This window comes from Kitasatospora sp. NPDC088391 (assembly GCF_044753345.1).
Taxonomy (GTDB): domain Bacteria; phylum Actinomycetota; class Actinomycetes; order Streptomycetales; family Streptomycetaceae; genus Kitasatospora.
On sequence record NZ_JBIVNB010000002.1, the window covers coordinates 700,466 to 725,532 of the forward strand.

Consider the following 25,067-nt stretch of genomic DNA (forward strand, 5'->3'; position numbering starts at 1 on the left):
CGGGCGGGCGGGTCGAACCGGTCGAGCGGGCCGAACGGCCGGGCTCAGCCCTTCTCCTGCCGGTTGAGGTAGTTGTACACCGTGAACCGGCTGACCCCGAGCGCCGACGCGACCGTCTCCACGCCGTGCCGGACGGTGAACGCCCCGCGCTCCTCCAGCAGGGCCACCACCCGCTGCTTCTCCGCGCGCTCCAGCCCGTCCAGCGGCCGGCCGTCGAACTGGCGGGTCATCTCGGCGAGCAGCCGGTCCAGCGCGCTGCCCAGGTGCGGCAGCCGGACGGCCACCGCAGGCGCGCCGTCCCACTCCAGGACGACGTCCTCGGCGCGGGCCTCGGCCGGGTCGACGGCGGTCGCGCCGACCGCCGCCAGCAGCGGCTCCAGCGCCGCGGCCAGCGGGTGGCGCGGGGCCCTGCTCACCGCGCACCCCCGTCGGCGGCATCCTCCGCCGGGTCCGCCGCGGGCAGCACGCTGACCTGGAGCGAGATCCGGCTCGCCCCCGCCGCCAGGCTCTCCCGCAGCAGTCGGACGACGGCGGCCAGTGCCGGTTCGGCGTCGCCCTCGGCGCTGGTGCCGAACGGCCCGACGGCGACCTCCAGGCCCGCCTCGTCGACCGCCCGGCGGGCGGCCCTGGCGTGCTCGGGGAAACCGTCCAGTTCGAACGGCTCTGTCGTGAACTCCACCATCAATCGCACCCGCTCACCTTATCGACCGGCCTGGTCGATCGGACAGCGGACGGCCGGGCGGGCGGCCGCCGTTCGGCTGCTCCGACAAAACGTCGCGGGCTTCCTTGACAGTCCGGACGGACGGCGGAGAGGCTTCCGTCAAGCAGAATTCAACTTCCGCATCATGGAATACTCAGCCGCAGGCGAGAGCAAAGGTGAACCACGTGACCGCCGCCGCCCAGCACCGCTTCACGGTCAACCTGTCCATCCTGTTCGCCGAACTCCCGCTGCCGGAACGGCCCGCCGCGGCCGCCGCGGCCGGCTTCACCGCTGCCGAGCTCTGGTGGCCGTTCGGCGCGGACCCCACCCCCGACCCGGCCGAACTCGACGCGCTGGCAACGGCGTTCGAGACCGCGGGCGTCCGGCTGACCGGCCTCAACCTGCTCGACGACCTGTCCCTCGGCGGCCGCGGCACCCTCTCGCTGCCCGCCGAGAGCGCGCGCTTCCGGGCCAACCTCCCGGTCGCCGCCCGGTTCGCCGAACGCCTCGGCGCGGGCGCCCTCAACGCCCTCTACGGCAACCGCGTCCCGGGCGCCGACCCGGCCGCGCAGGACGCGCTCGCCCTGGAGAACCTCGTGCTGGCCGCGCACGCCGCGCACCGCATCGGCGCCGTGCTGCTGGTCGAGGCGCTCAACTCCGCCGAGTCCCCCGACTACCCGCTGGTCACCGCGCGGGCCGCCGTCGACGTGGTCGACCGGGTCAACGCCGCCACCGGACTCGGCAACGCCAGGTTCCTCTGCGACCTCTACCACCTCGCCCGCAACGGCGAGGACCCGGCCGCCGTCATCGACCGCCACGCCGACCGGATCGGCCACGTGCAGATCGCCGACACCCCCGGCCGCCACCAACCCGGCACCGGCGACCTCGACTTCGAGGACCTGTTCGCCCGCCTCACCGCCGCCGGCTACCGGGGCCGGATCGGCCTGGAGTACCGCCCGGCCGGCGGCGCCAGCGCCGACAGCTTCGGATGGCTGCCGCGCGAACTGCGCTGACGCCCCGTCACCCCCGGCCACTCCCAGACAAGGACACGCACGCGATGAGCCGCAAGATCGCCTTCATCGGCCTCGGCATCATGGGCCGGCCCATGGCCCTCAACCTGGTCCGGGCCGGCCACCACGTCACCGGCCACAACCTCACCCGGGAGCCCGTCGACGCCTTGGTCGCCGCCGGCGGCCACGGCGCCGACTCGGTCGCCGGGGCCGTCGCCGACGCCGAGGTCGTCATCACCATGCTCCCCGCCGACCCGCAGGTCGAGCAGGTGCTCCTCGGCCCGGACGGCGTGCTGGCGCACGTCCCCGCCGGGACGCTGGTCATCGACATGTCCAGCATCACCCCGCAGACCTCGGTCGCGGTCGCGGCGGCCGCCGCCGAGAAGGGCGTCCGCACCCTGGACGCCCCCGTCTCCGGCGGCGAGGCCGGCGCGGTCGAGGCCGTGCTCTCCGTCATGGTCGGCGGCGCGGCCGCCGACTTCGCCGAGGCCCGACCGCTGTTCGACGCGCTCGGCACCACCGTCGTGCACGTCGGCCCGGCCGGGGCGGGCCAGACCGTCAAGGCCGCCAACCAGCTGATCGTCGCCGTCCACCTCCAGGTCCTCGCCGAGGCCGTGGTCTTCCTGGAGAACACCGGTGTCGACCTCGCCGCCGCCCTCGACGTCCTCGGCGGCGGACTGGCCGGCTCCACGGTGCTCGACCGCAAGAAGACCAACATGCTCACCCGCGAGTTCGCCCCCGGCTTCCGGATCGACCTCCACCACAAGGACATGGGCATCGTCACCGAAGCGGCCCGCGCCGTCGGCGCCCCCCTCCCGCTCGGCACGCTCGCCGCCCAACTCGTCGCCTCCGCCCGCGCCAACGGCGACGGCCCCCTCGACCACTCGGCCCTCCTCCGCGGCGTCGAACGCCTCTCCGGCCGCGAGGTCGCTCCGCTCGGGTGAACCAGGGGCCCGCCGGGCTTCGCGGGAGCGAAGCTCCCTTCCGGGCCCGCCGGGAGCGAAGCTCTGTCCTGGGCCCGGGGAGCGAAGCTCCAGGGGCCCGGGGAACGGCGGTGCCGAGTGGCTGGTGACCGACGGGCTGCGAGGCGCTACCCCGTTTCGGGCCGGAGGTCTTTTGGCCGACGCCCCGTGGCGCCCCGCTGTGTTCCGGCGATCAGCCTCTCGGCCCCGCCGTTCCCCGGGCCCCTGATTTCTCCCGTCCCGCCTGCCGAGAAGTTCCCCCGGGCCCCTGGCTTCTCCCGTCCCGCCTGCCGAGAAGTTCCCCCGGGCCCCTGATGTCTCCCGTCCCGCCTGCCAGAAGGAGTCCGCCCGTGCGAGGTCATGTGGTCGTCGCCCCCGACAAGTTCAAGGGCTCGATGGACGGGGCCGAAGCGGCCGCGCGCCTCGCGGCGGGGGTCCGGCGGGCGGTGCCCGGGGCGGAGGTGCGGGAGCTGCCGGTGGCCGACGGCGGGGAGGGGACGCTGGCGGCCGCGCTCGCGGCGGGGTTCGGGCGGGTGGTGGTGAAGGTCGCCGGACCGACCGGCCTGCCGGTGGTCGCGGGGCTGGCGGTGAAGGGCGGGACCGCCGTGGTGGAGCTGGCCCAGGCAGCCGGGCTGGCCCGGCTGCCCGGCGGCCGGACGGCGCCGCTGGCGGCGGGCTCGTACGGGGTGGGCCAGTTGATCGCCAAGGCGGTCGCGCTGGGCGCGACCCGGGTGGTGCTCGGCCTCGGCGGGAGCGCCTGCACCGACGGCGGCGCGGGCCTGGCGCAGGCGCTCGGGGCGGAGCTGTACGACGCCGACGGCCGTCCGCTGCCGCCCGGCGGGGCCGCCCTGCGGCGGTTGGCCCGGGTGGAGCCGGGGCCGCTCGCGGAGGGCCTGCGCGGGGTGGAGGTGCTCGTCGCGTCCGACGTCGACAACCCGCTGCTGGGGCCGCGCGGGGCGGCCGCCGTGTACGGCCCGCAGAAGGGTGCGGACGCCGCGGACCTGGTGGTGCTGGAGCAGGGCCTGACCCGGTGGGCGGACGCCGTCGCGGAGCTGACGGGCCGTGAGGTCCGGGAGGCGCCCGGCGCGGGCGCGGCCGGCGGGGTCGGTTTCGCGGCGCTGGCCCTGCTCGGGGCCGAGGCGCGTCCCGGGATCGGCGTGCTGCTGGAACTGCTCGGCTTCGACCGGGCGGTCCGGGGCGCCCGCCTGGTGCTGACGGGGGAGGGCTGCCTGGACGCGCAGACCCTGCACGGCAAGGCCCCGGCCGGGGTGGCCGCGGCCGCGGCCCGGGCCGGGGTGCCGGTCGCGGCGGTGGCCGGGCGGCTGGAGCTGGCCGAACGGGAGTGGCGCCGCGCGGGCTTCGTCCGGGCGCTGGCGCTGGCCGACCTGGCCGCCGACCCGGCCGAGTCGATGGCCCGGGCGGGCGAGCTGGCCGAGCTGGCGGGGGAGCGGCTGGCGGCCGAACTGCTGGCCTGACAACCGTCCGTGGCCTCGTACGTTCACACATTGACGTTTTGTTGAAGGCGGGCCTACGCTCCCCCCACTCCTTCGACCCACCCCTGTCCTTCCCGACGTTCGGAGGTTCCCCGTGCCCCTCGGCGACAGCGCGCTGATCCGCTCCCGGCGGGTCGTCCTGCCCGACGGCGAACGCCCCGCCGACGTGCTGGTCCGGGCCGGGACGATCGAACGGGTCGCCGGGCACGGCACCCTGGCGGCCGACGGCCTGCCGCTCACCGACCTCGGCGACACCGCGCTGCTGCCCGGCCTGGTCGACACCCACGTGCACGTCAACGAGCCCGGCCGGACCGACTGGGAGGGCTTCGCCTCCGCGACGAAGGCCGCCGCGGCCGGCGGCGTCACCACGATCGTCGACATGCCGCTCAACTCCGTCCCGCCGACCACCACGCTCGACGGGCTGCGTGCCAAGCGCGGCACCGCCGCCGGGCAGACCTGGGTCGACGTGGGCTTCTGGGGCGGCGCCGTCCCCGGCAACACCGGCGAGCTGGAGGGGCTGCACCGGGCCGGGGTGTTCGGGTTCAAGTCCTTCCTGGCCCCGTCCGGGGTGGACGAGTTCCCGCACCTGGCCACCCCCGCCGACCTGGAGGCCGCGCTCGCCGAACAGGCCCGGCTCGGCGCGCTGGCGATCGTCCACGCCGAGGACCCGGCCGTGCTGGCCGCCGCCCCGCAGGTCCCCGGCGGCCGCTACCGCGACTTCCTGGCCTCCCGCCCCGACGATGCCGAGGCCGCCGCCGTCGCCCGGCTGCTCGACGCGGCCCGCCGCACCGGCGCCCGGGTGCACGTCCTGCACGTCTCCTCCGCCGCCGTGCTGCCGCTGCTGCGCGCCGCCCGGGCGGACGGCGTCCGGGTCACCGCCGAGACCTGCCCGCACTACCTGACCCTGACGGCCGAACAGGTCCCGGACGGCGACACCGCGTTCAAGTGCTGCCCGCCGATCCGCGACGAGACCAACCGCGACCTGCTCTGGCAGGCCCTCGCCGCCGGCGAGTTCGCCGCCGTGGTCTCCGACCACTCGCCGTCCACCCCCGACCTCAAACTGCTCCGGCGGCTGGGCGGCAGCGGCGACTTCGCCGCCGCCTGGGGCGGCATCGCCTCCCTGCAACTGGGCCTGCCCGCGATCTGGACCGAGGCCCGCCGCCGCGGCCACACCCTGGCCGACGTGGTCCGCTGGATGTCCGCCGGGCCCGCCGCCCTGGTCGGCCTGACCGGCGCCAAGGGCGCCGTCGCCCCCGGCCGCGACGCCGACCTGGTCGCCTTCGACCCGGACGCCGACTTCGCCGTCCACGCCGACCGGCTCCACCACAAGAACCCCGTCACCCCGTACGCGGGCCGCACCCTGACCGGACGGGTCCGCCGCACCTGGCTGCGCGGCCGCCCCGTCGACCCCGACGGCGCGCCGCACGGCCGCCCGCTCACCCGCCCCTGACCCGACCCTGACCCGACCCGACCCGACCCGACCCGAAGGAGAATCAGTTGCCCACTGATCGGACCGTTCCGACCGATCGGACCGCGGAGACGCCGTTCACCGACCTGGTCGACCTGGCCTCCCGGCTGCTCGGCGCGGGCGTGGTCGCCACCAACGAGGACACCTTCGCCGACGCCGAGAACCTGCTGGTCGCCGCGCCCGCCGAGTTCCGCCCGCACACCTTCGGCCACAAGGGCCAGATCATGGACGGCTGGGAGTCCCGCCGCCGCCGCGGCCGCAGCGCCCGGCAGCCGCACCCCACCGACGAGGACCACGACTGGGCGGTCGTCCGGCTCGGCGTCGCGGGCGTGGTGCGCGGCGTGATCGTCGACACCGCGCACTTCACCGGCAACTACCCCGAGACCGCGTCCGTCCAGGCCGCGTCCGTGCCCGGCCACCCCGCGCCGGACGAACTCGCCGCCGCCGAGTGGACCGACCTCGTCCCGCGCACCCCCCTGCGCGGCGACACCGCGCACGCCTTCACGGTCGCCGACCCGACCCGGTACACCCACGTCCGGTTGAACATCTGGCCCGACGGCGGCGTCGCCCGGCTCCGGGTGCACGGCGAAGTCCGGCCCGACCCGCGGGAGTTGACCGGACTCACCTTCGACCTGGCGGCCCAGGAGCACGGCGGCGTCGCCGAAGCCGCCTCCGACCGCTTCTACTCCTCCCCGCACCACCTGAACGCCCCCGGCCGCGCCGCCGTCATGGGCGACGGCTGGGAGACCCGGCGGCGGCGCGACCAGGGCCACGACTGGGTGCGGATAGCCCTGGCCGGGGAGGGCGAGGTGCTGGCCGCCGAGGTGGACACCTCCTGCTTCGTCGCCAACGCCCCCGGCTGGGCCGAACTCGTCGGCTCCGTCGACGGGACCGAGACCGTCCTCCTCCCGCGCACCCGCCTCCAACCCGACACCCGCCACCGCTACCGCCTGCCGGCCGGCGCCCCCGTCACCCACGTCCGGATCAACGTCTACCCCGACGGCGGCCTCGCCCGCCTCCGCCTCACCGGCCGCCTCACCCCCGCCGGCCAGGACGCCCTCGCCCTCCGCTGGTTCAACGCCCTCCCCCCGGCCGAAGCCCGCGAAGCCCTCACCGCGGCCGGCCTCCCCACCGACCTCGCCACCGCCCGCCCCCTCGCCGACGCGACACCCGTCCGGGCCCTGTACGCGGACTGAACGGCATTGAGCCGCGCGTTTCCCTTCGCTCTCCCAGGCCCGCGGAGCGAAGCTCCAGGGGCCCGGGGAACGGCGGTGCCGAGTGGCTGCTGTCCGACGGGCCGCTGAACGCCACCCCGTTCCGGGCCGAAGGCCCGGCCCCTGAACACCCTCCGGGGCATATGCCTGTCAAGGGGGCCCGGCCCTCTCGGGCGAATATTCGGTGGGTGGGGCATGGGTTCGGGGCGGGCTGGCTAGGGTGGTGACGGAGGGGGCGAGGCGATGGCGACGGTGAGCAGCGGGCGGCACGGGGGATTGCTCGGAGGCGGTGGCGGGCCGGGGTCGTTCGGGGTGCTGCGGCGGGCGTTGCGGCTGCTGGAGGCGGTGGACCGCCGCCCGGAGGGGGTCGTCCTGGCCGAGCTGGCACGGGAGTTGACGATGCCGGTGGCCTCGGTCCGGCTGCTGGCCGAGGAGTTGGAGGCCGAGGGGTACCTGGTCCACCTGGACGGGGTCTGGGCGCTGGGCGGGGCGTTCACCCTGCTGGGGTCGCAGCACCGGGAGCCGATGGTCCGGGCCCGGCTGCACCACCGGCTGGAGGAGCTGCGGGACGAGCTGGGCGCCGCCGTGTACTTCTCCCGCTACCACGACGGGGAACTGTCGGTGGAGGCGGTGAGCGCCGCCGAGCACGCCCCGGCGGTGCACGAGTGGGCGGACTTCCGGGCGACGGCGCACGCCTCGGCGATCGGCAAGTGCCTGTTGGCCCAACTCGACCACCGGGCCCGGCTGGACCACCTGTCCCGGCACCCGGCGGCCCGGCTGACCGCCCGCACCATCACCCGCACCGACCGGCTGCTGCACCGGCTCGACCGGCAGCCCGCCACCGTCCCGGTGCTGGACCTGCAGGAGTACTCGATGGACACGGTGTGCGCGGCCGTGCCGGTGGTCGCGGGCGGCACCGTCGGCTGCCTGGCCACCTCGCTGCCGATCGCGCAGGCGTACCGGCTCCGCGAGGCCGCCGAACTCCTCGCCCTGCGGGCCGCGCCGCTGATGCTGGCGATGGCGGTCTGACGGGGTCCGGCGCAATCCACTTGTGGGAGCGCTCCCCGGCCGGTCAGGATGGGGCATGAGCGATCACCGGGAACGGGCCGTGGTGCGCCCGTACGAGCCGCGCGACCGGGCCGACCTGTTCGACATCTGCGTCCGGACGGGGGAGTTGGGCGGCGACTCGCGGCACAAGTACCCCGACCTCGACCTGCTGCCGACGATCTTCGCCGCCCCGTACGCGGAACTGGAGCCCGACCTCGCCTTCGTGGTGGACGACGGCACCCGGGCGGTCGGCTACGTGGTGGCGACCGCCGACACCGCGGAGTTCGTCCGGCGGTTCCGCGCCGAGTGGCTGCCCCGGGTCGCCGACCGCTTCCCGCCGCCCGCCGGCGAACCCGGCACCCCCAGCGAGGAGATGGCGCGGCTGCTGCACGAGCCCGAGCGGATGCTGCTGCCGGAACTCGCCGCCTACCCGGCCCACCTGCACATCGACCTGCTGCCCAGCCACCAGCGCGTCGGCCACGGACGGGAGTTGATCGACACCCTGGTCGCCGCGCTGACCGCCAAGGGCGTCCCCGGCCTGCACCTCGGTATGGTCACCGCCAACACCCGGGCCCGCCCGTTCTACGACCGCCTGGGCTTCCACCCCGTCGCGGTCCCCGACCCCGGCCCCGTCACCTACCTGGGCCGCCGTCTCGGCTGACGCCCCGTCACTCCCGGGGAACGGACGCGGGAGCGGCCGGTCCGGACCGGGTGATCCGGAACGGCCGCTCCCGGCGTTCGGCGAACCTCCCCCGTGTTCCGGCCCGGTCCCCCCGGGGCCGGTGGTGGTTCGCCTCGGGCCGGGCCGCCGTGGGGTGGGGCCCGGAGTTCCCCCCGCGGTGTCCAGGCTAGGCGGGCGGGGCCGGGCGGGTGTTGGCGCTGCGTCGACAGCGGATTGGCACTGCGTTCACCCGTCCGCGCGTCCGGCGGCGGCGGTCAGCGCCTGCCGCCGGTGGTCGCGCGGCGAGAGCCCGTACTCGGCGCGGAAGGCGCGGCTGAAGTCGTCCGGGCGGGGCATCCCCCAGCGGGCCGCCACGGTGTGGATGGGGGTGGCGCGCAGCGCCGGGTCGGCGAGGTCGCGGTGGGCCCGGGCCAGGCGCTGGCGGCGGACCCAGCCGGCCACCGTCTCGCCCGGCGACTCCTGGGCGAACACCCGGTGCAGGTAGCTGACCGAGATGTGGTGCGCGGCGGCGACCGTGGTCGGGGTCAGCCCCGGGTCGTGCAGGTTGCGGCGGACGAACGCCCGGACGCCCTCGATCAGAACCCGCCGCCGGGCGGTCGGCGACAGCGCGGCGTCCTGCTCCAACTCGTCGGCGAGCCAGGTCGAGACCAGGTCGACGGCGAGCGGGCCGAGCCGGGCGGCGGCTGCCGGGCCGAGGCTGCCGGACTGCCGGTCCAGGCTGAGCAGGAAGTCGCCGACCAGCGCCGCCGTGCCCTCGCCCGCCGGGAAACCGCGGCCGAGCAGCCGGCGCAGCTGGAACGGCGACATCGGCAGCAGCGAGATCGGGAAGTCGATGCCGACCGCGTCCACCGAGGCGGGCCGGTCGTGCCCGTCGGCGCGCCCGCCGAGCGCCCGCAGCTCGTACGCCCGGGAGCTGTCGACCACGGTCAGCTCGCCGGGCCGGAAGGACCGGGTGGGCTCGTTGGCCCGGGTCAGGTTCAACTCGCCGCGCAGCACCAGGGTCAGGTGGAACACGCCCGGGTCGGAGCGCCGCACCCGGGTGTCGGTGCGCCGGAAGCTCGCCGAGGGGAACGACGTCCCCAGGAAGGTGACGGGGCCCAGCTCGGAGCGCCGCAGTTCAGCCTCGAACCGGTCCGCGTACGGGCTGGTGGTGTCGCAGTCCCTGGTCAGGCCGATCAGCTCCCGCCAGGCGTCGAACCAGTCCTTCGGGTCCACCCCCTCGTCCGGGGCACCCCCGCCCGTCGCCACTGCCATGCCCCGCCCGCCCTCCACCTCGCCGGCCCCCGCCACCCGCCAGCATCCCAGGTCCGCCCGAGCGGCTCGGGGCCGCCCCGGAGCACTGTCGCAACCCCCTGGCAGGATCGGCCCCCTGACGCAGCGTCGCCCACCGGGAAGGAAGCCGTGATGTCCGAGCCGTACTGTGCGATGGCCCGACTGCACCTGGAGCCCGCCGCGCTGGGGCGCTACCTGGCGGCCGCGCCCCGGCCGCTGGCCGAGTGGGCCGACCGGGCGGGGCTGACGGGGTGGCACGACCGGCGGGGGGAGGACGGCGGGCTGCCCTGGTCGCTGCACCCGGGGCCGGACGAGGAGACGGTGGCGCGCTGGCTGGCGGACGGCGACGACCACCGGGCCCAGCTCCGGGCCTTCCTGCGGACCGCCGAGGAGCCCGGCCTGGCCCGGGTCGACTACGACGCCGGGCGGGGCGTGCTGACGGTGGTGAACCTGACGGTCCATCGGGAGAGCTTCCGCGACCCGCTGTGGTTCCTGGCCCTGGTCCGCGCCGCCGCCCCCGAGACCGGCCCGGCCGGCGGCTTCGCGGTGGTCCGCGACCACATCTGGCCCGGTCCGCGCGACCGCTACACCCTCGGGGTGCTCGCGCTGGCCCCCGCCGGGGCCCGGGTGCTGCACCCGGTGGCGGACGCCGCGGCCTACGCCGCCGCCGTCCGGGCCGCCGACGCCGAGTTCGAGGCGACCGGCCAGGTGGGTGAGGACGACGACCCGGAGGAGTGGAACGGCCCCGACCCGGTGGAGGCCCTGGACCGCCTGTGAGGCGGCTCGTGAGGTCGAAGGCAGGGCCGCCGACGGGCGAGGATGGGCGAGGATGGGGGAAGCCCGGGCGCACCGGCCCGGGAAACACGAAAGGCAGGGAGTTCGCACTCTCCTGCCGTTATCCAATGTATACCGCACGGGGGGCCTTGCGGCAAGGCCCCCCCAGTGCCGCACAATCGCTGATCTGAACCTGGGAACCCGCGCAAACAGCACAAACGGGGCAGACCGCGAGCAGCACGCGGGCGGCGCGCGGCGGACCAGACAGCGGATCGGAGCCGACACCCATGAATTCCCCGACGACCAGCGCCTTCGACCTGCCCGAGCGGCTCGCCGCCAAGGCGGACCCGGCCCTGATCGCCGCCGACGACCGGCACTTCACGGACATCGCCACCACCCTGGAAGCCGACATCGCCGACCTCACCGCCCGCCTGGAGGAGGTCCGCCGCAGCCCCGGCGGAGCCGGCCGGGCCGCGATGGACCGCGACAGCGAGGTGCACCGGCTCTCGGCCCGGCTGCGCACCCTGCGCCGCTTCGGCACCGACCTGTGCCTGGGCCGGATCGTCCGCGCCGACGACCCCGAGCCCGTCTACATCGGCCGCCTCGGCCTCGCCGACGCCGACGGCCGCCGCCTGCTGATCGACTGGCGCTCGCCCGCCGCCGAGCCCTTCTTCGCCGCCACCCACGCCAACCCGATGGGCCTGGTCAGCCGCCGCCGCTACCGCTGGCAGCGCGGCGCCGTCGGCGACTACTGGGACGAGGTGTTCACCGCCGAGGGACTGGAGGGCCACGCCGCGCTCGACGACCAGTCCGCGTTCATCGCCAGCCTCGGCAGCTCCCGCTCCGAGCGGATGCGCGACGTCCTCGCCACCATCCAGGCCGACCAGGACGCCATCGTCCGGGCCGGTTCGCGCGGCGCCCTGGTGGTCGACGGCGGCCCCGGCACCGGCAAGACCGTGGTCGCCCTGCACCGCACCGCCCACCTGCTGTACTCCGACCCCCGGCTCGGCCACCGCAAGGGCCGGGTGCTGTTCGTCGGCCCGCACCAGCCGTACCTGGCGTACGTCTCCGACGTGCTGCCCAGCCTCGGCGAGGAGGGCGTGCAGACCTGCACCCTGCGCGACCTGCTGCCCGAGGGCGCCGCCGTCGCCCCCGAACCCGACCCCGAGGTGGCCCGGCTGAAGGCCGCCGCCGGGATGGTGCACGCGATCGAGAAGGCCGTCGCCGTCTACGAGGAGCCGCCCGCCGAGGGCCGCAAGCTCTCCACCGAGTGGTACGAGCTGTGGATCGACCCGCAGGACTGGTCCGAGGCGTTCGCCGCCCCCGGCCCCGGCGTCCCGCACAACGAGGCCCGCCAGCAGATCCTCGACGAGCTGATCACCATCCTGCTCGACAAGAACGCCGACTCCTTCGACGACGAGGACGGCATCTCGCCCGAGGTGCTCCGCCGCGAACTACGGCGCGACCCCGAACTGCTCGGCGCGCTCCGCCGGGCCTGGCCGATCCTCGAACCGACCGACCTGGTCGGCGACCTGTGGACCGTCCCCGCCTACCTGCGGCTGTGCGCCCCGTTCCTGGACCGCGAGCAGGTCCGCGCCCTGCAGCGCACCGACCCGGCCGCCTGGACGCTCTCCGACCTGCCGCTGCTGGACGCCGCCCGCCGCCGGCTCGGCGACACCGACGCCGACCGCCGCGAGCGCGCCCACCGGGCCCGGCTCGCCACCGAGCGCGAACTGATGGACGGCGTCGTCGACCACCTGCTGAAATCCGACGACGACGGCGAGGGCGCGGTCGCCATGCTGCGCGGCGCCGACCTGCGCGACGCCCTGATCGACCACAGCGAGGCCGAACCCGTCGACCCCGACCTGCTGGCCGGCCCGTTCGCGCACATCGTGGTCGACGAGGCGCAGGAACTCACCGACGCCGAGTGGCAGATGCTGATCGCCCGCTGCCCGTCCCGCTCCTTCACCATCGTCGGCGACCGCGCCCAGGCCCGGCACGGCTTCACCGAGAGCTGGACCGAGCGCCTGGAGCGGGCCGGCCTGGACCGGATCACCCTCGCCTCACTGACCGTCAACTACCGCACCCCCGAGGAGGTGATGGCCGAGGCCGCGCCCGTCATCCGGGCCGTGCTGCCCGACGCCAACGTGCCCACCTCGATCCGCTCCAGCGGCCTGCCGGTCCGGCACGGCGCCCGCGCCGAGCGGGACGCGGTGCTCGCCGAGTGGCTGGCCGCGCACCCCGAGGGCACCGCCTGCGTGATCGGCGACCCGTCCTTCCTCGGCCTGCCCCGGGTCCGCTCGCTCGCCCCCGAGCTGGTCAAGGGCCTGGAGTTCGACTTCGTGGTGCTGGTCGACCCGGAGTCCTTCGGCGACGGCATCGAGGGCGCGGTCGACCGCTACGTGGCGATGACCCGGGCCACCGGGCAGCTGGCGATCCTCGCGGGCTGACCCGCTGCCGTCGGCCCGGCAGCGGGCCGACGGGGCGTCAGCCGGCGGGCGCGGGAGGGGTGCGGACGCCGAACCACTGCTCGGCGCCGTACTCCTCGAAGCGCTCCAGCTCGGCGAAGCCCAGCTTCTCCGCGACCCGCATCGAGGCCGCGTTCGCGCTCTGCGTGCAGAGCACCACCGGCTCCCCGGGCAGCACCTCCGCGTGCCAGTCCAGGGCGGCGGCGCACGCCTCGGCGGCGTAGCCGCGGCCCCAGGCGTGCGGCAGGAACAGGTAGCCGATCTCGGCCTCGCCGCCCTCCGGCCGCAGGTGCCCGGTCCGCTCGGGGGCCCGCCGGTCCAGCGTGACGACGCCGATCGCCGCGCCGTCCAGCTCCGCGACGAAGAAGCCCGGACGGTTCCCCGGGACCTCCGGCACCGCCCGCTCCAGCTCCGCGCGCGGGCGGGCGCCGCCGATGTACGTGCCGACCTCCGGCGAGCAGAACAGGTCGACAAAGGCCGCCCGGTCGCGGGCCTCCGAGGGGCGCAGCACCAGACGGGCGGTCCGGATCGGGGCGGGCGGCGGCCAGGCGGCGGGCGGTATCTCGGTCATGCCCGGGAACCTATCGCACCCGAACCGAACGCGGGGTCAGTTCCCCGGGGCCAGCAACTGCCGCTTGGCGAGCGCGAACTCCTCGGCGGTGAGCGCCCCGTCCAGATGGAGCCGGTGCAGGCGGGCGATCCGGTCGGGCAGGTCGGGGTCGTCGGCGGGCAGGCCCGCCGGGTCCAGCACGACCTCGATGTCGGCCGGGTCCGCCGACAGGTGGTGCACGGTCGCGCCCCGGCCCACCCGGGGGGTGTCGTGCACGGAGAAGCCGGCCCGGTGCTCGACGGTGTGCTCGGTGCCCGCCGCGACGGTGTAACGGAGCGTCAGCCCCGTCCAGTACCGGCCCCGGTCGTCGGGCGTGTCGGCGCGGGACAGCACCTCGACCACCGAGGCGCGGACGGTCTCGCCCTCCGCCCGGACGCGCACCCGGTGCAGCGCCGCCGCCCGGACCCCGGCCAGCGCGGCCAGCCGCAGCCGGCGGTCGCGCCGGGCCGCCCCGGCCGCGGCCAGGACGGCGGCGACCGCCCCCGCGCCGACCGGCCACCCGCCGGCGCCGCCGAGCAGGACCCCGGCCGCGAACACCGCCGCCCCCGCCGGGAAAGCGGCCCACCAGCCGAACACCGGGCGGTACAGCTCCCCTTCGGCCCGGGCCAGGTACTGCGCCCAGAGGAAGGCCAGGAACCCGAAGAACGCCGCCAGCCCGAACAGCACGTACCGCTCGGCGGCCGCCCCGGTGCCCCGCAGGGCGGACCCGGCCAGCCACCCGAGCACCGCCACCACCGCGGCGAGCAGGCCGATCCCGGTCCAGCGCCCGCCCGACAGCCCCGGCCAGCGCGGCTCGCCCGGGACGATGATCTCCTCCATGCGGGGGAGCGTAGCGGCCGCCCGGATTGGTCCGGACCATTTTCCGGTGAAGCGGGGGAGAAGCCCGGCGGGCGCGCGGGCGACGGGGCGGGGTCAGTCCGGCGGGGCGATCAACTGCCGCTTGGCGAGCGCGAACTCCTCGGCGGTGAGCGCCCCGTCCAGGTGCAGGTGGTGCAGGTGCTCCAGCTGCGCGGGCAGGCCGGGGACGGCGGGGACGTCCACGGGAGCGGGAGCGGAGGCGGGGGCGGGGGCGGGCGGGGCCTCCGCGGCGGCGGTCACCGGGTCCAGTGCGATCTCGGTGTCGGTCGGGTCCTCGGGGAGGAAGCGCACGGTCGCACCCAGGCCGACCCGGGGCGGGCGGTGCACCGAGAAGTCCGTGTCGTGCCGGACGGTGTGGTCGGTGCCCGCCGCGGTGGTGTAGCGGATGCGCAGCCGGGCCGAGTACAGGCCCCGGTAGTCCGGCTCGTCCGACAGGTCCGCGACCTCGACCACCGCGCCGCGGGCGCTCTCGCCCTCCTGCCGGATGCGCACCCGGTGCAGCGCGGCGTTCCGCTCCCGGGTCAGCCGCCCCAGCCGTCTGTGGCGGTCCGCCCGGCCTGTGGCGACGGCCGGTCCGGCGGCGGTCAGCGCCAGCGCGGCGGCCGGCCAGCCGGCGCCGTCCCGGCCGCGAACAGCGCCACCGCGCCGAGCGAGGCGGTCCACCGGCCGATCGGTGGCCAGGACGTCCACCACTCGGCGCCCCGGGCCACCTGCTGGGCCCAGCAGGCCGCCCCCGCCGCGAGGAGCGGGGGGACCGCGGAGTACCCGGGGGGCAGGTGCCGCCAGGCCGCCCCCGCGGCCAGGCCGAGTGCCGCGACCAGGGCGGCGAGGGCCGCGAGCGCGGCCCACCGCCCCGCCGCGTACCCGGGCCAGCGCGGCTCGTCCGGGACGGTGATCTTCTCCATGCGGGGGAGGGTAGCGGTTCGGGTGCGCAGGGCCGAGGGCGAGGGGGCATGACGGCGGCCGGGCGAAGGGCATGACGGCGGCCGGGTGACGGGAATCGGGCGGAAGCCCCACGAACGGGCGGCGGACTTCCGAAGCTCCGGGGAAACCCGGGCCCGCTCTGGCACACTCGGCCCCATGCCCGAGTTGACCGAGGCCGCCGAGCCCCCCGATTCCGAGGACGACCCCGACGCCCACCCCCGCACCCTCGACCCGATCGCCGTCCGCTGGGAGGCGCTGCGGGCCTTCGCGGCCGGCCAACCCGGCGCGGACGCCCGGGAGTTCGTCGAGGCGGCCTACGCCCAGCCCCGGCTGCGGGCGCTCGCGCCGGGCCGGGCGATGTACTGGATCACCTTCAGCCACCGGGCCGCCCCGCCGCAGTGCCACGACCTCCCCCGGGTCCGGACCCACGGCGGGAACCGCTTCGACGTCCACCTCGCCGACGGCCGGGTGCACGAGGGCCGCACCGCCGCCGCCTCGGTGGCGCTGGTCCTGCAGCACCTGCCCGAGGACGCGGCCCCGTCGTCCCCGGTGGCCTGACGGGACGTCAGTCCACGGCGGCGGCGGTCCAGTCGGCCGGGGTCCAGCCGTCCGGGGTGCGGGCGGCGTGCAGGGCGAGGTGCCGGCGGTCCGGGGCGGCCTGCCAGAGGTCGACGGCGACGGGGTGCAGGACGTAGCAGCGCAGGGCGGGCGACGGCGTCCAGCAGTCGGGCCCGGGGCGGACCGGTCCGCGCAGGCGGGCCTGCCGGCCCTGCCGGGGCCAGTAGGCGGTCAGCGCGGCCTGCGGGTGGGCGGCGAGCTGCCGTGCCTTGGCGGAGTCCGGTTCGGTCCAGAAGTGGCAGGCGGCGGTGCCCGGTTCGAGGTCGCGCAGGACGAGGACCCGGGCGTCCGGGTGCCCGTCGGCGCCGAGCGTGGAGAGCGTCACCACCTGGGCGTCCGGCTCCCCGGCGGCCAGCGCGTCCAGCAGCCAGGCGGCGAGCAGGCCCGCCGGGTCGGCGACCGGCCCGGGCGGCGGCGCCGGGTAGGCCGGGGCGGCCAGCACCGGGTGCGCGAGCAGCGCGGCGACGAGCGGGGCGGGTGCGGGGCGGTCGGTCACGGCGTCTCCCTGGGCGGCTCGGAGTCACCCTATCGAGCGGCTTATTAGACTCGATGTTGATAAGAACGGTCCAACCCCTTGTCCAGCCCACTACCCGCGAGTAGTTTGCCGGTGTGCCCACCGGTCCCCCCGGAGCCCTCCGGACCCGGACCCTCCGGTACGGCCATCTCCCGGCCGGCGCCCGCACCCTCCCTGCCGCCGGGTGCGGAACCGAAGCCCCGCCGACGGGAGATGACCGCACCGGAAGGCCCGGAGCCACCCGTCCGTCCGCGCCCAAGGAGGCACCCCCATGCCCCGCACCACCCCGCCGCCCGCCGTGCACGACAGCCTGGTCCTCGAACCCCGCGACGTGCACTTCGACTGGTCCGCGCTGCCGATGCACTGGATCCCCGACGAGCCGATGGCCACCCACACCATCAACGTCCTGCACCTGCTGCTCCCCGAGGGCGAGCGCTGGTTCGTCAAGGTCTTCAAGGACGCGCTCCCGATGATCCGCGACGAGCAGCTCCGCGAGGAGGTGCTCGGCTTCATCGGCCAGGAGGCGATCCACGCCGAGGCCCACCAGGAGGTCCTCGACCACCTGCTCGGCCAGGGCCTCGACCCGCGGCCGTACGTCCGGCAGGTCAGCTGGCTGTTCCACCGCGTCCTCGGCGACAAGCCCGGGCTGAGCGCCCGGCAGCACCGCGAGAACGTCATCGAACGGGTCGCCTTCGTCGCCGCGATCGAGCACTTCACCGCCTTCCTCGGCAACTGGGCCCTCAACTCGCCCGGCCTGGACCGGGCCAAGGCCGACCCCACCATGCTCGACCTGCTGCGCTGGCACGGCGCCGAGGAGGTCGAGCACCGCAGCGTCGCCTACGACCTGATGCGCCACCTCGACCCCGGCTACCTGCGCCGGGTCCGCGGCATGTTCGTCTCCGGCCCGCTGCTCGTCCACCTCTGGGTCCGCGGTGCCCGCTTCATGCTCGCCGCCGACCCCACCCTGGACGGCCGGATCGTCCCCACCTGGCGGGAGGCCCAGCGCGCCGCCCGGCGCGGCCTGCTCCCCGAACCGGCCCGCTTCGTCCGCTCCGCGCTGCGCTACTTCGGCCCGGGCTACCACCCCACCCGCGAGGGCAGCTCCTCCCAGGCCCTCGCCTACCTGGCCAAGTCCCCGGCCGCCCGGGCCGCCGCCACGCACTGACCGCGCGGAGCGGGGACGCGGCCCCTCGCGGGTGGCCCGTCCACCTGCACCTCCCCCTCGGCCCACGGACCCTGCGGACGCTCCTGTGCCCCACCCGCGCAGTTCCCCGCGCCCCTGGGTGCACGCTCACGAGTGCCCCGACCGCACGTTCCGTCTCCCTGACAGCCCTCTTCCCGGAGTGTTCCCCCATGGATCTCGAAACCCCGCCGCCGGACCTGTACGGACGCCCGCGGGCGGACCGGTTCTTCGAGCGGCTGACCGCGTTCGGGGACTGGTACAGCCCGGCGCTGGGGCGGCCCGGACTGCGGCGCAGTCCGCGGCGGGCGGAGGCGCGCGGGGTGCCGCCGCTGTTCCTGGTGGTGACGGCGCACCGAGTGGTGGCCGAGGACGTGGTGGAGCTGCGGCTGGCGGACCCCTCGGGCGGGATGCTGCCGGAGTGGCAGCCGGGCGCGCGGGTGCGGCTGACGCTGCCGTCGGGGCGCGAGCGGCACTACTCGCTGTGCGGCGACCCGGCCGACCGGCACGGCTACCGGATCGCGGTGCGCCGCGTCCCCGACGGCGGGGGCGGCAGCGCCGAGGTCCACGACGCACTGCACGTCGGCGTGCGGCTGCGGGTGCGCCGCCCGCGCAACGGCTTCGCGTTCTGCGGCGAGGAGAAGGTGCTGTTCCTGGCCGGCGGCATCGGCGTCACCCCGCTGCTGCCGATGGCCCGGGCCGCCCAGCACGCGGGCGTGGACTGGCGGCTGGTGCACACCGGCCGCAGCGCCGCCTCGCTGCCGTTCACCGACGAGCTGAGGTCGCTGGACCCGAACCGGGTGGAGATCAGGACCGACGAGGAGCACGGCCTCCCGGACGCCGCCGAACTGCTGGCCCGCGCCCCGCGCGGCGCCGCGGTGTACGTGTGCGGCCCGGCGCCGATGCTGGCGGCCGTGCAGCGGGCGCTGGACGCCTCGCCCGCGGTCTCGCTGCACTACGAACGGTTCGGCGCCGCCCCGGTGCTGAACGGCCGTCCGTTCACGCTCCGGCTGGGCCCGGGCGGCCCGGAGCTGGCCGTCCCGGCCGACCGCTCCGCGCTGGACGTGGCGCGCGAGGCGCGGCCGGAGCTGCCGTACTCGTGCAAGCAGGGCTTCTGCGGGACGTGCGTGCTCAAGGTGGCGTCCGGGACGCCCGAGCACCGCGACCGCAGGCTGACCGAGGAGCAGCGGGCCGCCGGCCTGATGCTGCCGTGCGTGTCCCGGGCCGCCGAGGGCGAGACCCTCGAACTGGAGGTGTAGTCGGATGAAGCAACCCCCGAAGTTCCCCTTCGACGAGCGCGACCTGGCCCGGTTCCGGGAGACCCAGCAACTGGCCTACCACTGCGCCGAGCAGGTCGCGGCCTGGATCGAGCCGGGCGTGACGGAGCGTCAGGCCACCGCGCAGCTGCGCCGCTGCCTGGTCCGGGCGGGCGTGCAGGACTTCTTCCACGTGCCGTTCGCCTGGTTCGGCGACCGCACGGCGTTCCGGCACTTCCACACCCCGCTGCAGTTCTTCGCGGGCTCCCGGGTGCTGAAGGAGGGCATGCCGTACGTGCTGGACTGCGCGCCGGTGGTGGACGGCTACACCGCCGACATCGGCTACGGCGGCAAGGTCGGCGAGAACCCGGTCTGGGACCGCCTCGCGCTGGACCTGAAGGCGTACCGGGAGCTGATCCTGCGCGAGGTGAAGGCCCGCAGGACCCTCGCCGAGGTGTACGCGGCCGTGGACGCGCAGATCGCCGAGCACGGCTACGACAACCGCCACCAGGTCTACCCGGGCCGGGTGATCGGCCACCAGGTGACCCGGATGACGGCCCGCGGCCCGGCCGGGGTGAACCTGTTCGGCTTCGGGGTGCGTACGCTGCAGACCCTCGGACGCGAACTGGTGAAGGAGCGGCTGGAGGGCAGGTCCCCGCTGTGGGCGGGCGGCCGGGCCTCCCGGCACGCGCCGACGCCGGGCCTGTGGGCGGTGGAACCGCACATCGGGTTCCGCGAGGTGGGCATCAAGTTCGAGGAACTCCTCGTGGTCACCGAGGACGACGTGTACTGGCTCGACGACGACCTGCCGCACGTGCGGCGCTGGGCACTCCTGGAGGACGCGGCATGACCAGCGGCAACACCGAGATCCGCCGACGCACCGTCGACTCCGGCGGGCTGGCGCTCGCCGTGTACGAGCAGGGCGACCCGGCGAACCCGACGGTGGTCCTGGTGCACGGCTACCCCGACGACCACTCGGTCTGGGACGACGTGGCCGCGGACCTGGCCGCCGACCACCACGTGGTGCGGTACGACACCCGGGGCTCGGGGGCGTCCGGGGTGCCGGCCGGCCGCGAGGGCTACCGGCTGGAACTGCTCGGCGAGGACCTGTTCGCGGTCGCGGACGCCGTCAGCCCGGACCGGCCGGTGCACGTGGTGGCGCACGACTGGGGGAGCGTGCAGTCCTGGGAGGCGATCACCACGCCCGGCTCGTACCGGCGGATCGCCAGCTACACCACCATGTCGGGCCCGTGCCTGGACCACATGGGGCACTGGATCAGGCACCGCACCCGCCGCCCGACGCCCCGTCACCTCTCCCAGCTGCTCCGGCAGGGCGCGCACTCCTGGTACATCGCGCTGTTCCACCTGCCGGTGCTGGCGCCCGCCGCCTGGAAGCTCGGCCTGGCCCGGCTCTGGCCCCGGGTGCTGCGCGACCTGGAGGCGGTCCGGCCGCGCCCCGGGCACCCGCAGGCCACCCTGGCGAAGGACGCGGTGCACGGCATCGAGCTGTACCGGGCCAACATGAAGCCCACCGTGCGCCGGCCGCGCGAACGGTTCACCGAGGTCCCGGTGCAGCTGATCACCCTGGAACGGGACCACTACGTCTCGGACTTCCTCTCCGAGGGCCTGGAGCAGTGGGTGCCCCGGCTGACCAGGCGCTCGCTGAACGCCACGCACTGGTCGGCGCTGCTGGAGAAGGGCCCGGCGGTGGCCGCGCTGGTGCGCGAGTTCGCCGCCCGCGACCACGGCGCGGTCCGCCAGGAGCCCTCCGGGGCGGGCGAGCTGGTGGTGGTCACCGGCGCGGGCAGCGGCATCGGCCGGGCCACCGCGCTGGCCTTCGCCGACCGGGGTGCCCGGGTGGTGGTCTGCGACCGCGACCTGCCCGCCGCGCAGCGCACCGCCGAACTGTGCGAGCTGTCCGGCGTCAAGGCCGCCGCCTACCGGGTCGACGTCAGCGACGCCGCCGCCGTGGACGCCTTCGCCCGGCAGGTCGCCGCCGACTTCGGGGTCCCCGACGTGGTGGTCAACAACGCGGGCGTCGGCCACTCCGGGACGTTCCTGGAGACCACCGAGGCCGAGTGGAAGCGGGTGCTGGACGTCAACCTGTGGGGCGTCATCCACGGCTGCCGGGCCTTCGGACAGCTGATGGTGGAGCGCGGCCAGGGCGGACACATCGTCAACCTGGCCTCGGCGGCGGCCTACCTGCCGTCCAAGGTGCTGGCCGCGTACGCCACCTCCAAGTCGGCGGTGTTCATGCTCTCCGACTGCCTGCGGGCCGAACTCGCCCCGCACCGGATCGGCGTCTCCACCATCTGCCCCGGCATCGTCAACACCAACATCACCCGCACCACCACCTTCTCCGGCCTGGGGGAGGACGACCAGGCCGCCAAGCAGGCCAAGGTGTCCAAGATGTACGCCCGCCGGGGCTTCCCGCCGGAGAAGGTCGCCGCCGAGATCGTCCGCGCCGTCCGGGCGAACAAGGCCGTGGTGCCCGTCACCGTGGAGGCCAAGGCGGCCCGGCTGCTCGGCCGGCTCAGCCCCGCGCTGCTGCGCAAGGCCGCCCGGATCAACGCGGGCTGACGGCCCGTCGGGAGGGGGCGGGGGCGGGGGGGGGGGGGGGGGGGGGGGCCCCCCCCCCCCCGCCGCGCCGGGGGGGGGGCGGCGGGGGGGGGGGCCCCCCCGGCGCGGGCCCCCACGACGCCCCCCACAACAGCGTCTAGCCCCCCCCCCGCGCGGCCCCGCCCCCCCGCCCGGCCCCCGGGGGGGGGCCCGCCGGGGGGGGGGGGGGGGGGGGGGGGGCGCGGGGGGGGGCCCCCCCCACCGCCGTGCTCCTGCCGGTGCGTCAGGCCAGCGGGCGGCAGAGCACGGCGTCCGGGACGCCGTAGTGCAGCCACTTCCAGGTGTAGGCGACCCCGGCCAGGTACTCGCCGTCCGCGCACTGGCCCTTGTACGAGCCCGGCGCCCAGTCGCTGCCCGCCGAGCCCCCGGCGGCCGGCCGGTTGTCGCCGTGGTCGAACCAGAGCACCCGCCCGGTGGACGGCAGCGGCCCGGCCGCCGGGGCGCAGAGCAGCGCCGCCATCGCGTTGTTGCGGACGCCGTAGCCGACCGCGAAACTCCCGTCCGGGCACTGGAGCTTGTTGTAGCCGGACGCCCAGTCGCCGCCCGTCACGTAGCGCTCGTCGGTGACGGTCGTCCAGCCGCCCGGCCCGGTCGCGGGCTGCCCGGCGTCGGTGCACAGGCCGCGCCCGCTGCCCCGGCCCAGGCCCACCACCCGCTGCCCGTCCGGGCAGTTCCCCTTGCGGTTGCCGCCGCTCCAGTCCGGCAGCGCCAGCATCCGGCGGGAGGCGATCGCGTCGGCGTGGTCCAGGTCCAGCAGGTTCCAGTGCGCGACGGGGGCGACCGGCCCGGTCGCGGACGGGGCGGCCAGCAGCCGGTTCCAGGCCGCCGCCCGCCAGTCGCCCGGGTCCTCCAGGCCGAGCGCCCGGCCCGCCGGGTCGAAGCTCAGCAGCGCCCAACTGTCCTGCGGGAAACCGCCGTTCTGCCAGCCGACCAGCGGCCAGATCGCGAAGTCGGTGTCGTGCGCGGCCAGGATCGCGGTGAAGTTCGCGAACCAGGCCTGCCCCGCGGCGTCGGTGTCGCCCCGGCCGCCCGCGCCGAACTCGCTGATCCACACCGGGGCGGTGAAGTGCTGCCCGGCCTGGGTGACGAACAGCGCCTCGTCGTTCACCACCTGCTCCAACTGCTGCGGGGAGAAGTCCTGGTAGCGCGGGTCGCTCGTCGAGCCGGGCCCGCTGCCCGCGCCGGTGTTGGCCGGGCCGGTGTAGCCGTAGAAGTGCGCCGAGTACACCAGCTTCCCGGAGTCGACCAGGGTGTTCGACAGGGTGCGGACCGGCGTCAACTGCGGCCGCCCGTGGCTGAACCCGGCGGCCGGGATGCCGTACCAGTTGATGCCCTCCATGATCACCAGCAGGTCCGGGTCGGCACGCAGCAGGCGGTTGCCCGCCTCCTCGTAGGCCGCGTACGTGTCGTGGGCGTCGCCCAGGCCCCAGTTCGGGTCGTCCCAGGTGTCGCGGCGCACCTCGTTGCGCAGGTCCGCGCCGACCACCCGCTTGTTGTCCCGGTAGCGGGCGGCCAGGGCCAGCCAGTCGTCCTCCCACGCCTGGGTGGACTGGCCGCTGTTCCAGCGCTCGTTGCCGTCCAGGCCGCAGCAGAACCGGTAGCTCGTGGTGTGGTTGTTCAGGATCACCGCGAAGCCGTCGGCGGTCAGCGCCGCCACCACCCCGTCGTACACCTGCAGCGGCGTCCGGCCCCGCCACTGCGGGTTCGCCGCCACCGCCGCGTCCGGCACCGGCGCGGAGTCGTGCAGCATCGCGTCGGCGAACGGCAGCCGGACGCTGTTGATCCCCAGCCGGTGGAACCCGGCCAGGATGTCCGCGACCGGGGCCCGGTCCAGCCCCAGCGGCAGGTTGTACGAGACCTGCCCCGCCTGGTTGTTCGCCGGGTCGGTGGTCGACCCGCTGCCCTGCCAGGTGCCCTGCGCCCCGGCCCAGTTGCCGGCCTTCAGCTTGAACCGGTTCCCGTTCGCGTCCACCACGTACCGCCCCCGGGTGCTCAACGGCCCGGTCCAGGACGCGGCCAGCTGAGCCCCCGTCAGCACCGGCGGCGGGCCGGGATCGGCCGCGGCGGACGGCGCGGCCCGGGCGGCGGAGACGGACAGCGGCAGGCAGAGCGCGAGCGCGGCCGCGGCGGACAGCGCGCGGCGGACGAACAGCTTCATGGCCATCCCTGGGGGAAGTGGAGGGAGTCGACGGCCCGTCGGGCGGCTCTGCGCATGCACGCGACAACGGACCCGGACACTTCCTACTCGCAAGTAGCCACCACGGCAAGGGCGTTGACGTACCGCCCGCCACCGGGCCGCCACCGGGCCACCGCCCGCTCGCCACCGGGCCACCGCCCGCCGCCCGCCGGAAAACCGGCTGCGCCACCCGGCCCGCCCCGGCAGACTGCGGGGGCATGGACCCGACCCCCGCAGCCCGCGCCCTGCACCACGTCGCCGCCCGCAGCCGCGGCGGGCCGCTGCCCGCCGGGCTCACCGTCACCCTCAACTTCCACCCCGACCGGCTGATCGACGGCCGCCCGATCCTCCGCTCGATGGCCGAGGACGGCGTCTACCGCTCCCAGTTCTCCACCGGCACCAGCAACGGCGGCCTCACCGCCCACCCCGGCGGCGACCGCTGGAAGTGGGAGAGCCGGATCTTCGGCGGCGCCTACGACGACGCCCCCGCCGAACTCCGCCCCGTCTACGGCGCCCTCGACCACCGCCGCGACCCCAAGGGCCGGCCCTCGGACCCCCGCCTGCCCCACGACTCCCGGCACGCCCTCTCGCCGCACCGGCCGAAAGCCCGAGTACACCCAGTACGAGGGCTTCCGGCCGGCACGCCGAGAGCACGCACCGGACGCCGCAGGGCTGCGACGGGGGTCCGAGGGCCGGCCCTTGCGGCGGCGCGCCCCGGTTCGGCTCCGCCCACCTGCGGCTGCGCCCCGACACCCTGCACCGGGCCACCTTCTGCTACCCCGACAGCTTCCTCGAACCCGAGGACTTCGGCACCGCCGCCGCCAACCACCTGATCGCCCTCGCCGAGGCCGACGACCAGGACCTGCTGGACTCCTACATCGAGGCCCAACTGCACGGCCCCGTCCGGTTTACCGAACACGTCGACGCCCTCGTCCTCGACCCCTGCTACCGCGGCACCGAGATCGAGGCCGCCGCCCGCCTGCTGCCCTGCCCCCTCGCATGGCACCCCGGCCACCGCCTCCCCGCCACCGACCTCCACCGGTACGCCGACTACCGGGGCCCGCACATCACCGCCCTCGCCGCCATCCTCGCCCGGGACGGCGTCCTCGACCCCGCCGCGATCGGCGCCGCCGCCCGCAGCGGCGCGCACGACCCCCAGCACGTCAAACAGGTCTGGCACTGCCTCGCCCGCTACGGCCGCCCGGCGCAGAGCTAGGCTGAG

The 25,067-nt window shown here is 76.1% G+C and carries 24 protein-coding genes and 1 pseudogene; 16 read left to right on the top strand and 9 right to left on the bottom strand.

Annotation, left to right across the window (positions count from 1 at the left end; translation table 11 throughout):
• Positions 1 to 44: 44 nt before the first annotated feature.
• Together ACIQBJ_RS07535 and ACIQBJ_RS07540 are read right to left on the bottom strand one after the other, a co-directional pair.
• Positions 45 to 416, bottom strand: a complete 372-nt coding sequence (locus ACIQBJ_RS07535; protein WP_400705132.1) for a helix-turn-helix domain-containing protein — start codon at positions 414 to 416, stop codon at positions 45 to 47.
• The gene (locus ACIQBJ_RS07540; RefSeq protein ID WP_400705135.1) at positions 413 to 691 is read right to left on the bottom strand and encodes a thiamine-binding protein; all 279 of its coding nucleotides are present in this window, start codon (positions 689 to 691) and stop codon (positions 413 to 415) included. The genes ACIQBJ_RS07535 and ACIQBJ_RS07540 overlap by 4 nt, the downstream gene beginning before the upstream one ends.
• Before the next feature lie 185 nt (positions 692 to 876).
• On the opposite strand from ACIQBJ_RS07540, the gene ACIQBJ_RS07545 reads away from it, so the two are divergent.
• From ACIQBJ_RS07545 to ACIQBJ_RS07575, 7 genes are all read left to right on the top strand, one after another.
• Positions 877 to 1,713, top strand: coding sequence for a hydroxypyruvate isomerase family protein (locus tag ACIQBJ_RS07545; RefSeq protein ID WP_400705138.1), 837 nt, complete (start codon positions 877 to 879; stop codon positions 1,711 to 1,713).
• Between the two features lie 44 nt (positions 1,714 to 1,757).
• The gene (locus ACIQBJ_RS07550) at positions 1,758 to 2,654 is read left to right on the top strand and encodes a 2-hydroxy-3-oxopropionate reductase (RefSeq protein WP_400705141.1); all 897 of its coding nucleotides are present in this window, start codon (positions 1,758 to 1,760) and stop codon (positions 2,652 to 2,654) included.
• A gap of 332 nt (positions 2,655 to 2,986) precedes the next feature.
• Positions 2,987 to 4,147: a glycerate kinase gene (locus ACIQBJ_RS07555; RefSeq protein ID WP_400705144.1), complete on the top strand. Its 1,161-nt coding sequence runs from the start codon at positions 2,987 to 2,989 to the stop codon at positions 4,145 to 4,147.
• A 112-nt stretch (positions 4,148 to 4,259) separates the two neighbouring features.
• Positions 4,260 to 5,615, top strand: a complete 1,356-nt coding sequence (allB, locus tag ACIQBJ_RS07560) for an allantoinase AllB (protein ID WP_400705147.1) — start codon at positions 4,260 to 4,262, stop codon at positions 5,613 to 5,615.
• A 47-nt stretch (positions 5,616 to 5,662) separates the two neighbouring features.
• Positions 5,663 to 6,829 (top strand): allantoicase, encoded by a 1,167-nt coding sequence (gene alc / locus ACIQBJ_RS07565; protein WP_400705150.1) that lies wholly within the window; start codon positions 5,663 to 5,665, stop codon positions 6,827 to 6,829.
• 261 nt (positions 6,830 to 7,090) lie between these two features.
• Positions 7,091 to 7,876: an IclR family transcriptional regulator gene (locus tag ACIQBJ_RS07570; RefSeq protein WP_400705153.1), complete on the top strand. Its 786-nt coding sequence runs from the start codon at positions 7,091 to 7,093 to the stop codon at positions 7,874 to 7,876.
• Between the two features lie 55 nt (positions 7,877 to 7,931).
• Positions 7,932 to 8,555, top strand: a complete 624-nt coding sequence (locus tag ACIQBJ_RS07575; RefSeq protein WP_400705156.1) for a GNAT family N-acetyltransferase — start codon at positions 7,932 to 7,934, stop codon at positions 8,553 to 8,555.
• 246 nt (positions 8,556 to 8,801) lie between these two features.
• Here the strand turns inward: ACIQBJ_RS07575 and ACIQBJ_RS07580 are convergent, their stop codons facing one another.
• Positions 8,802 to 9,830 (bottom strand): helix-turn-helix domain-containing protein, encoded by a 1,029-nt coding sequence (locus ACIQBJ_RS07580; protein WP_400705160.1) that lies wholly within the window; start codon positions 9,828 to 9,830, stop codon positions 8,802 to 8,804.
• A 150-nt stretch (positions 9,831 to 9,980) separates the two neighbouring features.
• On the opposite strand from ACIQBJ_RS07580, the gene ACIQBJ_RS07585 reads away from it, so the two are divergent.
• Both ACIQBJ_RS07585 and helR read left to right on the top strand, forming a co-directional pair.
• Positions 9,981 to 10,625: a hypothetical protein gene (locus ACIQBJ_RS07585; RefSeq protein ID WP_400705162.1), complete on the top strand. Its 645-nt coding sequence runs from the start codon at positions 9,981 to 9,983 to the stop codon at positions 10,623 to 10,625.
• Positions 10,626 to 10,909: 284 nt separating this feature from the next.
• Positions 10,910 to 13,072: an RNA polymerase recycling motor ATPase HelR gene (gene helR, locus ACIQBJ_RS07590; RefSeq protein ID WP_400705165.1), complete on the top strand. Its 2,163-nt coding sequence runs from the start codon at positions 10,910 to 10,912 to the stop codon at positions 13,070 to 13,072.
• A gap of 37 nt (positions 13,073 to 13,109) precedes the next feature.
• Here the strand turns inward: helR and ACIQBJ_RS07595 are convergent, their stop codons facing one another.
• The 4 genes from ACIQBJ_RS07595 to ACIQBJ_RS07610 form a co-directional block, all read right to left on the bottom strand.
• Positions 13,110 to 13,661 (bottom strand): GNAT family N-acetyltransferase, encoded by a 552-nt coding sequence (locus tag ACIQBJ_RS07595; protein WP_400705168.1) that lies wholly within the window; start codon positions 13,659 to 13,661, stop codon positions 13,110 to 13,112.
• Between the two features lie 36 nt (positions 13,662 to 13,697).
• Positions 13,698 to 14,519, bottom strand: a complete 822-nt coding sequence (locus ACIQBJ_RS07600) for an SHOCT domain-containing protein (RefSeq protein WP_400705171.1) — start codon at positions 14,517 to 14,519, stop codon at positions 13,698 to 13,700.
• Between the two features lie 93 nt (positions 14,520 to 14,612).
• On the bottom strand, positions 14,613 to 15,221 hold the full coding sequence (locus ACIQBJ_RS07605) for a DUF3592 domain-containing protein (RefSeq protein ID WP_400705174.1): 609 nt from the start codon (positions 15,219 to 15,221) through the stop codon (positions 14,613 to 14,615).
• The gene (locus tag ACIQBJ_RS07610; RefSeq protein ID WP_400705177.1) at positions 15,143 to 15,463 is read right to left on the bottom strand and encodes a hypothetical protein; all 321 of its coding nucleotides are present in this window, start codon (positions 15,461 to 15,463) and stop codon (positions 15,143 to 15,145) included. The genes ACIQBJ_RS07605 and ACIQBJ_RS07610 overlap by 79 nt, the downstream gene beginning before the upstream one ends.
• A gap of 175 nt (positions 15,464 to 15,638) precedes the next feature.
• On the opposite strand from ACIQBJ_RS07610, the gene ACIQBJ_RS07615 reads away from it, so the two are divergent.
• Positions 15,639 to 16,040: a DUF6193 family natural product biosynthesis protein gene (locus ACIQBJ_RS07615; protein ID WP_400705180.1), complete on the top strand. Its 402-nt coding sequence runs from the start codon at positions 15,639 to 15,641 to the stop codon at positions 16,038 to 16,040.
• 7 nt (positions 16,041 to 16,047) lie between these two features.
• On the opposite strand, the gene ACIQBJ_RS07620 is transcribed toward ACIQBJ_RS07615, so the two are convergent.
• Positions 16,048 to 16,596, bottom strand: a complete 549-nt coding sequence (locus ACIQBJ_RS07620) for a pyridoxamine 5'-phosphate oxidase family protein (protein ID WP_400705183.1) — start codon at positions 16,594 to 16,596, stop codon at positions 16,048 to 16,050.
• 289 nt (positions 16,597 to 16,885) lie between these two features.
• On the opposite strand from ACIQBJ_RS07620, the gene ACIQBJ_RS07625 reads away from it, so the two are divergent.
• The 4 genes from ACIQBJ_RS07625 to ACIQBJ_RS07640 all read left to right on the top strand — a co-directional run bounded on the left by ACIQBJ_RS07625 (position 16,886) and on the right by ACIQBJ_RS07640 (position 21,630).
• Positions 16,886 to 17,779 carry a metal-dependent hydrolase gene (locus ACIQBJ_RS07625; RefSeq protein WP_400705186.1) on the top strand — a complete coding sequence of 298 codons (894 nt, stop codon included), beginning with the start codon at positions 16,886 to 16,888 and terminating at the stop codon, positions 17,777 to 17,779.
• A gap of 188 nt (positions 17,780 to 17,967) precedes the next feature.
• Positions 17,968 to 19,053 (top strand): PDR/VanB family oxidoreductase, encoded by a 1,086-nt coding sequence (locus tag ACIQBJ_RS07630; RefSeq protein ID WP_400705189.1) that lies wholly within the window; start codon positions 17,968 to 17,970, stop codon positions 19,051 to 19,053.
• A 4-nt stretch (positions 19,054 to 19,057) separates the two neighbouring features.
• The gene (locus ACIQBJ_RS07635; protein ID WP_400705192.1) at positions 19,058 to 19,900 is read left to right on the top strand and encodes a M24 family metallopeptidase; all 843 of its coding nucleotides are present in this window, start codon (positions 19,058 to 19,060) and stop codon (positions 19,898 to 19,900) included.
• Positions 19,897 to 21,630, top strand: coding sequence for an SDR family oxidoreductase (locus tag ACIQBJ_RS07640; protein WP_400705195.1), 1,734 nt, complete (start codon positions 19,897 to 19,899; stop codon positions 21,628 to 21,630). The genes ACIQBJ_RS07635 and ACIQBJ_RS07640 overlap by 4 nt, the downstream gene beginning before the upstream one ends.
• 262 nt (positions 21,631 to 21,892) lie before the next feature.
• On the opposite strand, the gene ACIQBJ_RS07645 is transcribed toward ACIQBJ_RS07640, so the two are convergent.
• Positions 21,893 to 23,827 (bottom strand): glycoside hydrolase family 5 protein, encoded by a 1,935-nt coding sequence (locus ACIQBJ_RS07645; RefSeq protein ID WP_400705201.1) that lies wholly within the window; start codon positions 23,825 to 23,827, stop codon positions 21,893 to 21,895.
• Positions 23,828 to 24,063: 236 nt separating this feature from the next.
• On the opposite strand from ACIQBJ_RS07645, the pseudogene ACIQBJ_RS07650 reads away from it, so the two are divergent.
• Together ACIQBJ_RS07650 and ACIQBJ_RS07655 are read left to right on the top strand one after the other, a co-directional pair.
• Positions 24,064 to 24,378, top strand: a pseudogene (locus ACIQBJ_RS07650) (DUF3626 domain-containing protein); the annotation flags it as partial.
• A complete protein-coding gene (locus tag ACIQBJ_RS07655) occupies positions 24,291 to 25,061 on the top strand; it encodes a DUF3626 domain-containing protein (RefSeq protein WP_400705204.1) in 771 nt (256 codons plus the stop codon). The pseudogene ACIQBJ_RS07650 and the gene ACIQBJ_RS07655, both read left to right, overlap by 88 nt.
• Positions 25,062 to 25,067 lie beyond the last annotated feature (6 nt).

Coding starts and splice junctions, on each gene's coding strand:
- ACIQBJ_RS07575 (WP_400705156.1), top strand. CDS start 7,932: ATGAGCGATCACCGGGAACGGGCCGTGGTGCGCCCGTACGAGCCGCGC.
- helR (WP_400705165.1), top strand. CDS start 10,910: ATGAATTCCCCGACGACCAGCGCCTTCGACCTGCCCGAGCGGCTCGCC.
- ACIQBJ_RS07600 (WP_400705171.1), bottom strand. CDS start 14,519: ATGGAGGAGATCATCGTCCCGGGCGAGCCGCGCTGGCCGGGGCTGTCG.
- ACIQBJ_RS07570 (WP_400705153.1), top strand. CDS start 7,091: ATGGCGACGGTGAGCAGCGGGCGGCACGGGGGATTGCTCGGAGGCGGT.
- ACIQBJ_RS07610 (WP_400705177.1), bottom strand. CDS start 15,463: ATGGAGAAGATCACCGTCCCGGACGAGCCGCGCTGGCCCGGGTACGCG.
- ACIQBJ_RS07615 (WP_400705180.1), top strand. CDS start 15,639: ATGCCCGAGTTGACCGAGGCCGCCGAGCCCCCCGATTCCGAGGACGAC.
- ACIQBJ_RS07555 (WP_400705144.1), top strand. CDS start 2,987: ATGTCTCCCGTCCCGCCTGCCAGAAGGAGTCCGCCCGTGCGAGGTCAT.
- ACIQBJ_RS07580 (WP_400705160.1), bottom strand. CDS start 9,830: ATGGCAGTGGCGACGGGCGGGGGTGCCCCGGACGAGGGGGTGGACCCG.
- ACIQBJ_RS07640 (WP_400705195.1), top strand. CDS start 19,897: ATGACCAGCGGCAACACCGAGATCCGCCGACGCACCGTCGACTCCGGC.
- ACIQBJ_RS07595 (WP_400705168.1), bottom strand. CDS start 13,661: ATGACCGAGATACCGCCCGCCGCCTGGCCGCCGCCCGCCCCGATCCGG.
- ACIQBJ_RS07635 (WP_400705192.1), top strand. CDS start 19,058: ATGAAGCAACCCCCGAAGTTCCCCTTCGACGAGCGCGACCTGGCCCGG.
- ACIQBJ_RS07645 (WP_400705201.1), bottom strand. CDS start 23,827: ATGAAGCTGTTCGTCCGCCGCGCGCTGTCCGCCGCGGCCGCGCTCGCG.
- ACIQBJ_RS07550 (WP_400705141.1), top strand. CDS start 1,758: ATGAGCCGCAAGATCGCCTTCATCGGCCTCGGCATCATGGGCCGGCCC.
- ACIQBJ_RS07625 (WP_400705186.1), top strand. CDS start 16,886: ATGCCCCGCACCACCCCGCCGCCCGCCGTGCACGACAGCCTGGTCCTC.
- ACIQBJ_RS07630 (WP_400705189.1), top strand. CDS start 17,968: ATGGATCTCGAAACCCCGCCGCCGGACCTGTACGGACGCCCGCGGGCG.
- ACIQBJ_RS07585 (WP_400705162.1), top strand. CDS start 9,981: ATGTCCGAGCCGTACTGTGCGATGGCCCGACTGCACCTGGAGCCCGCC.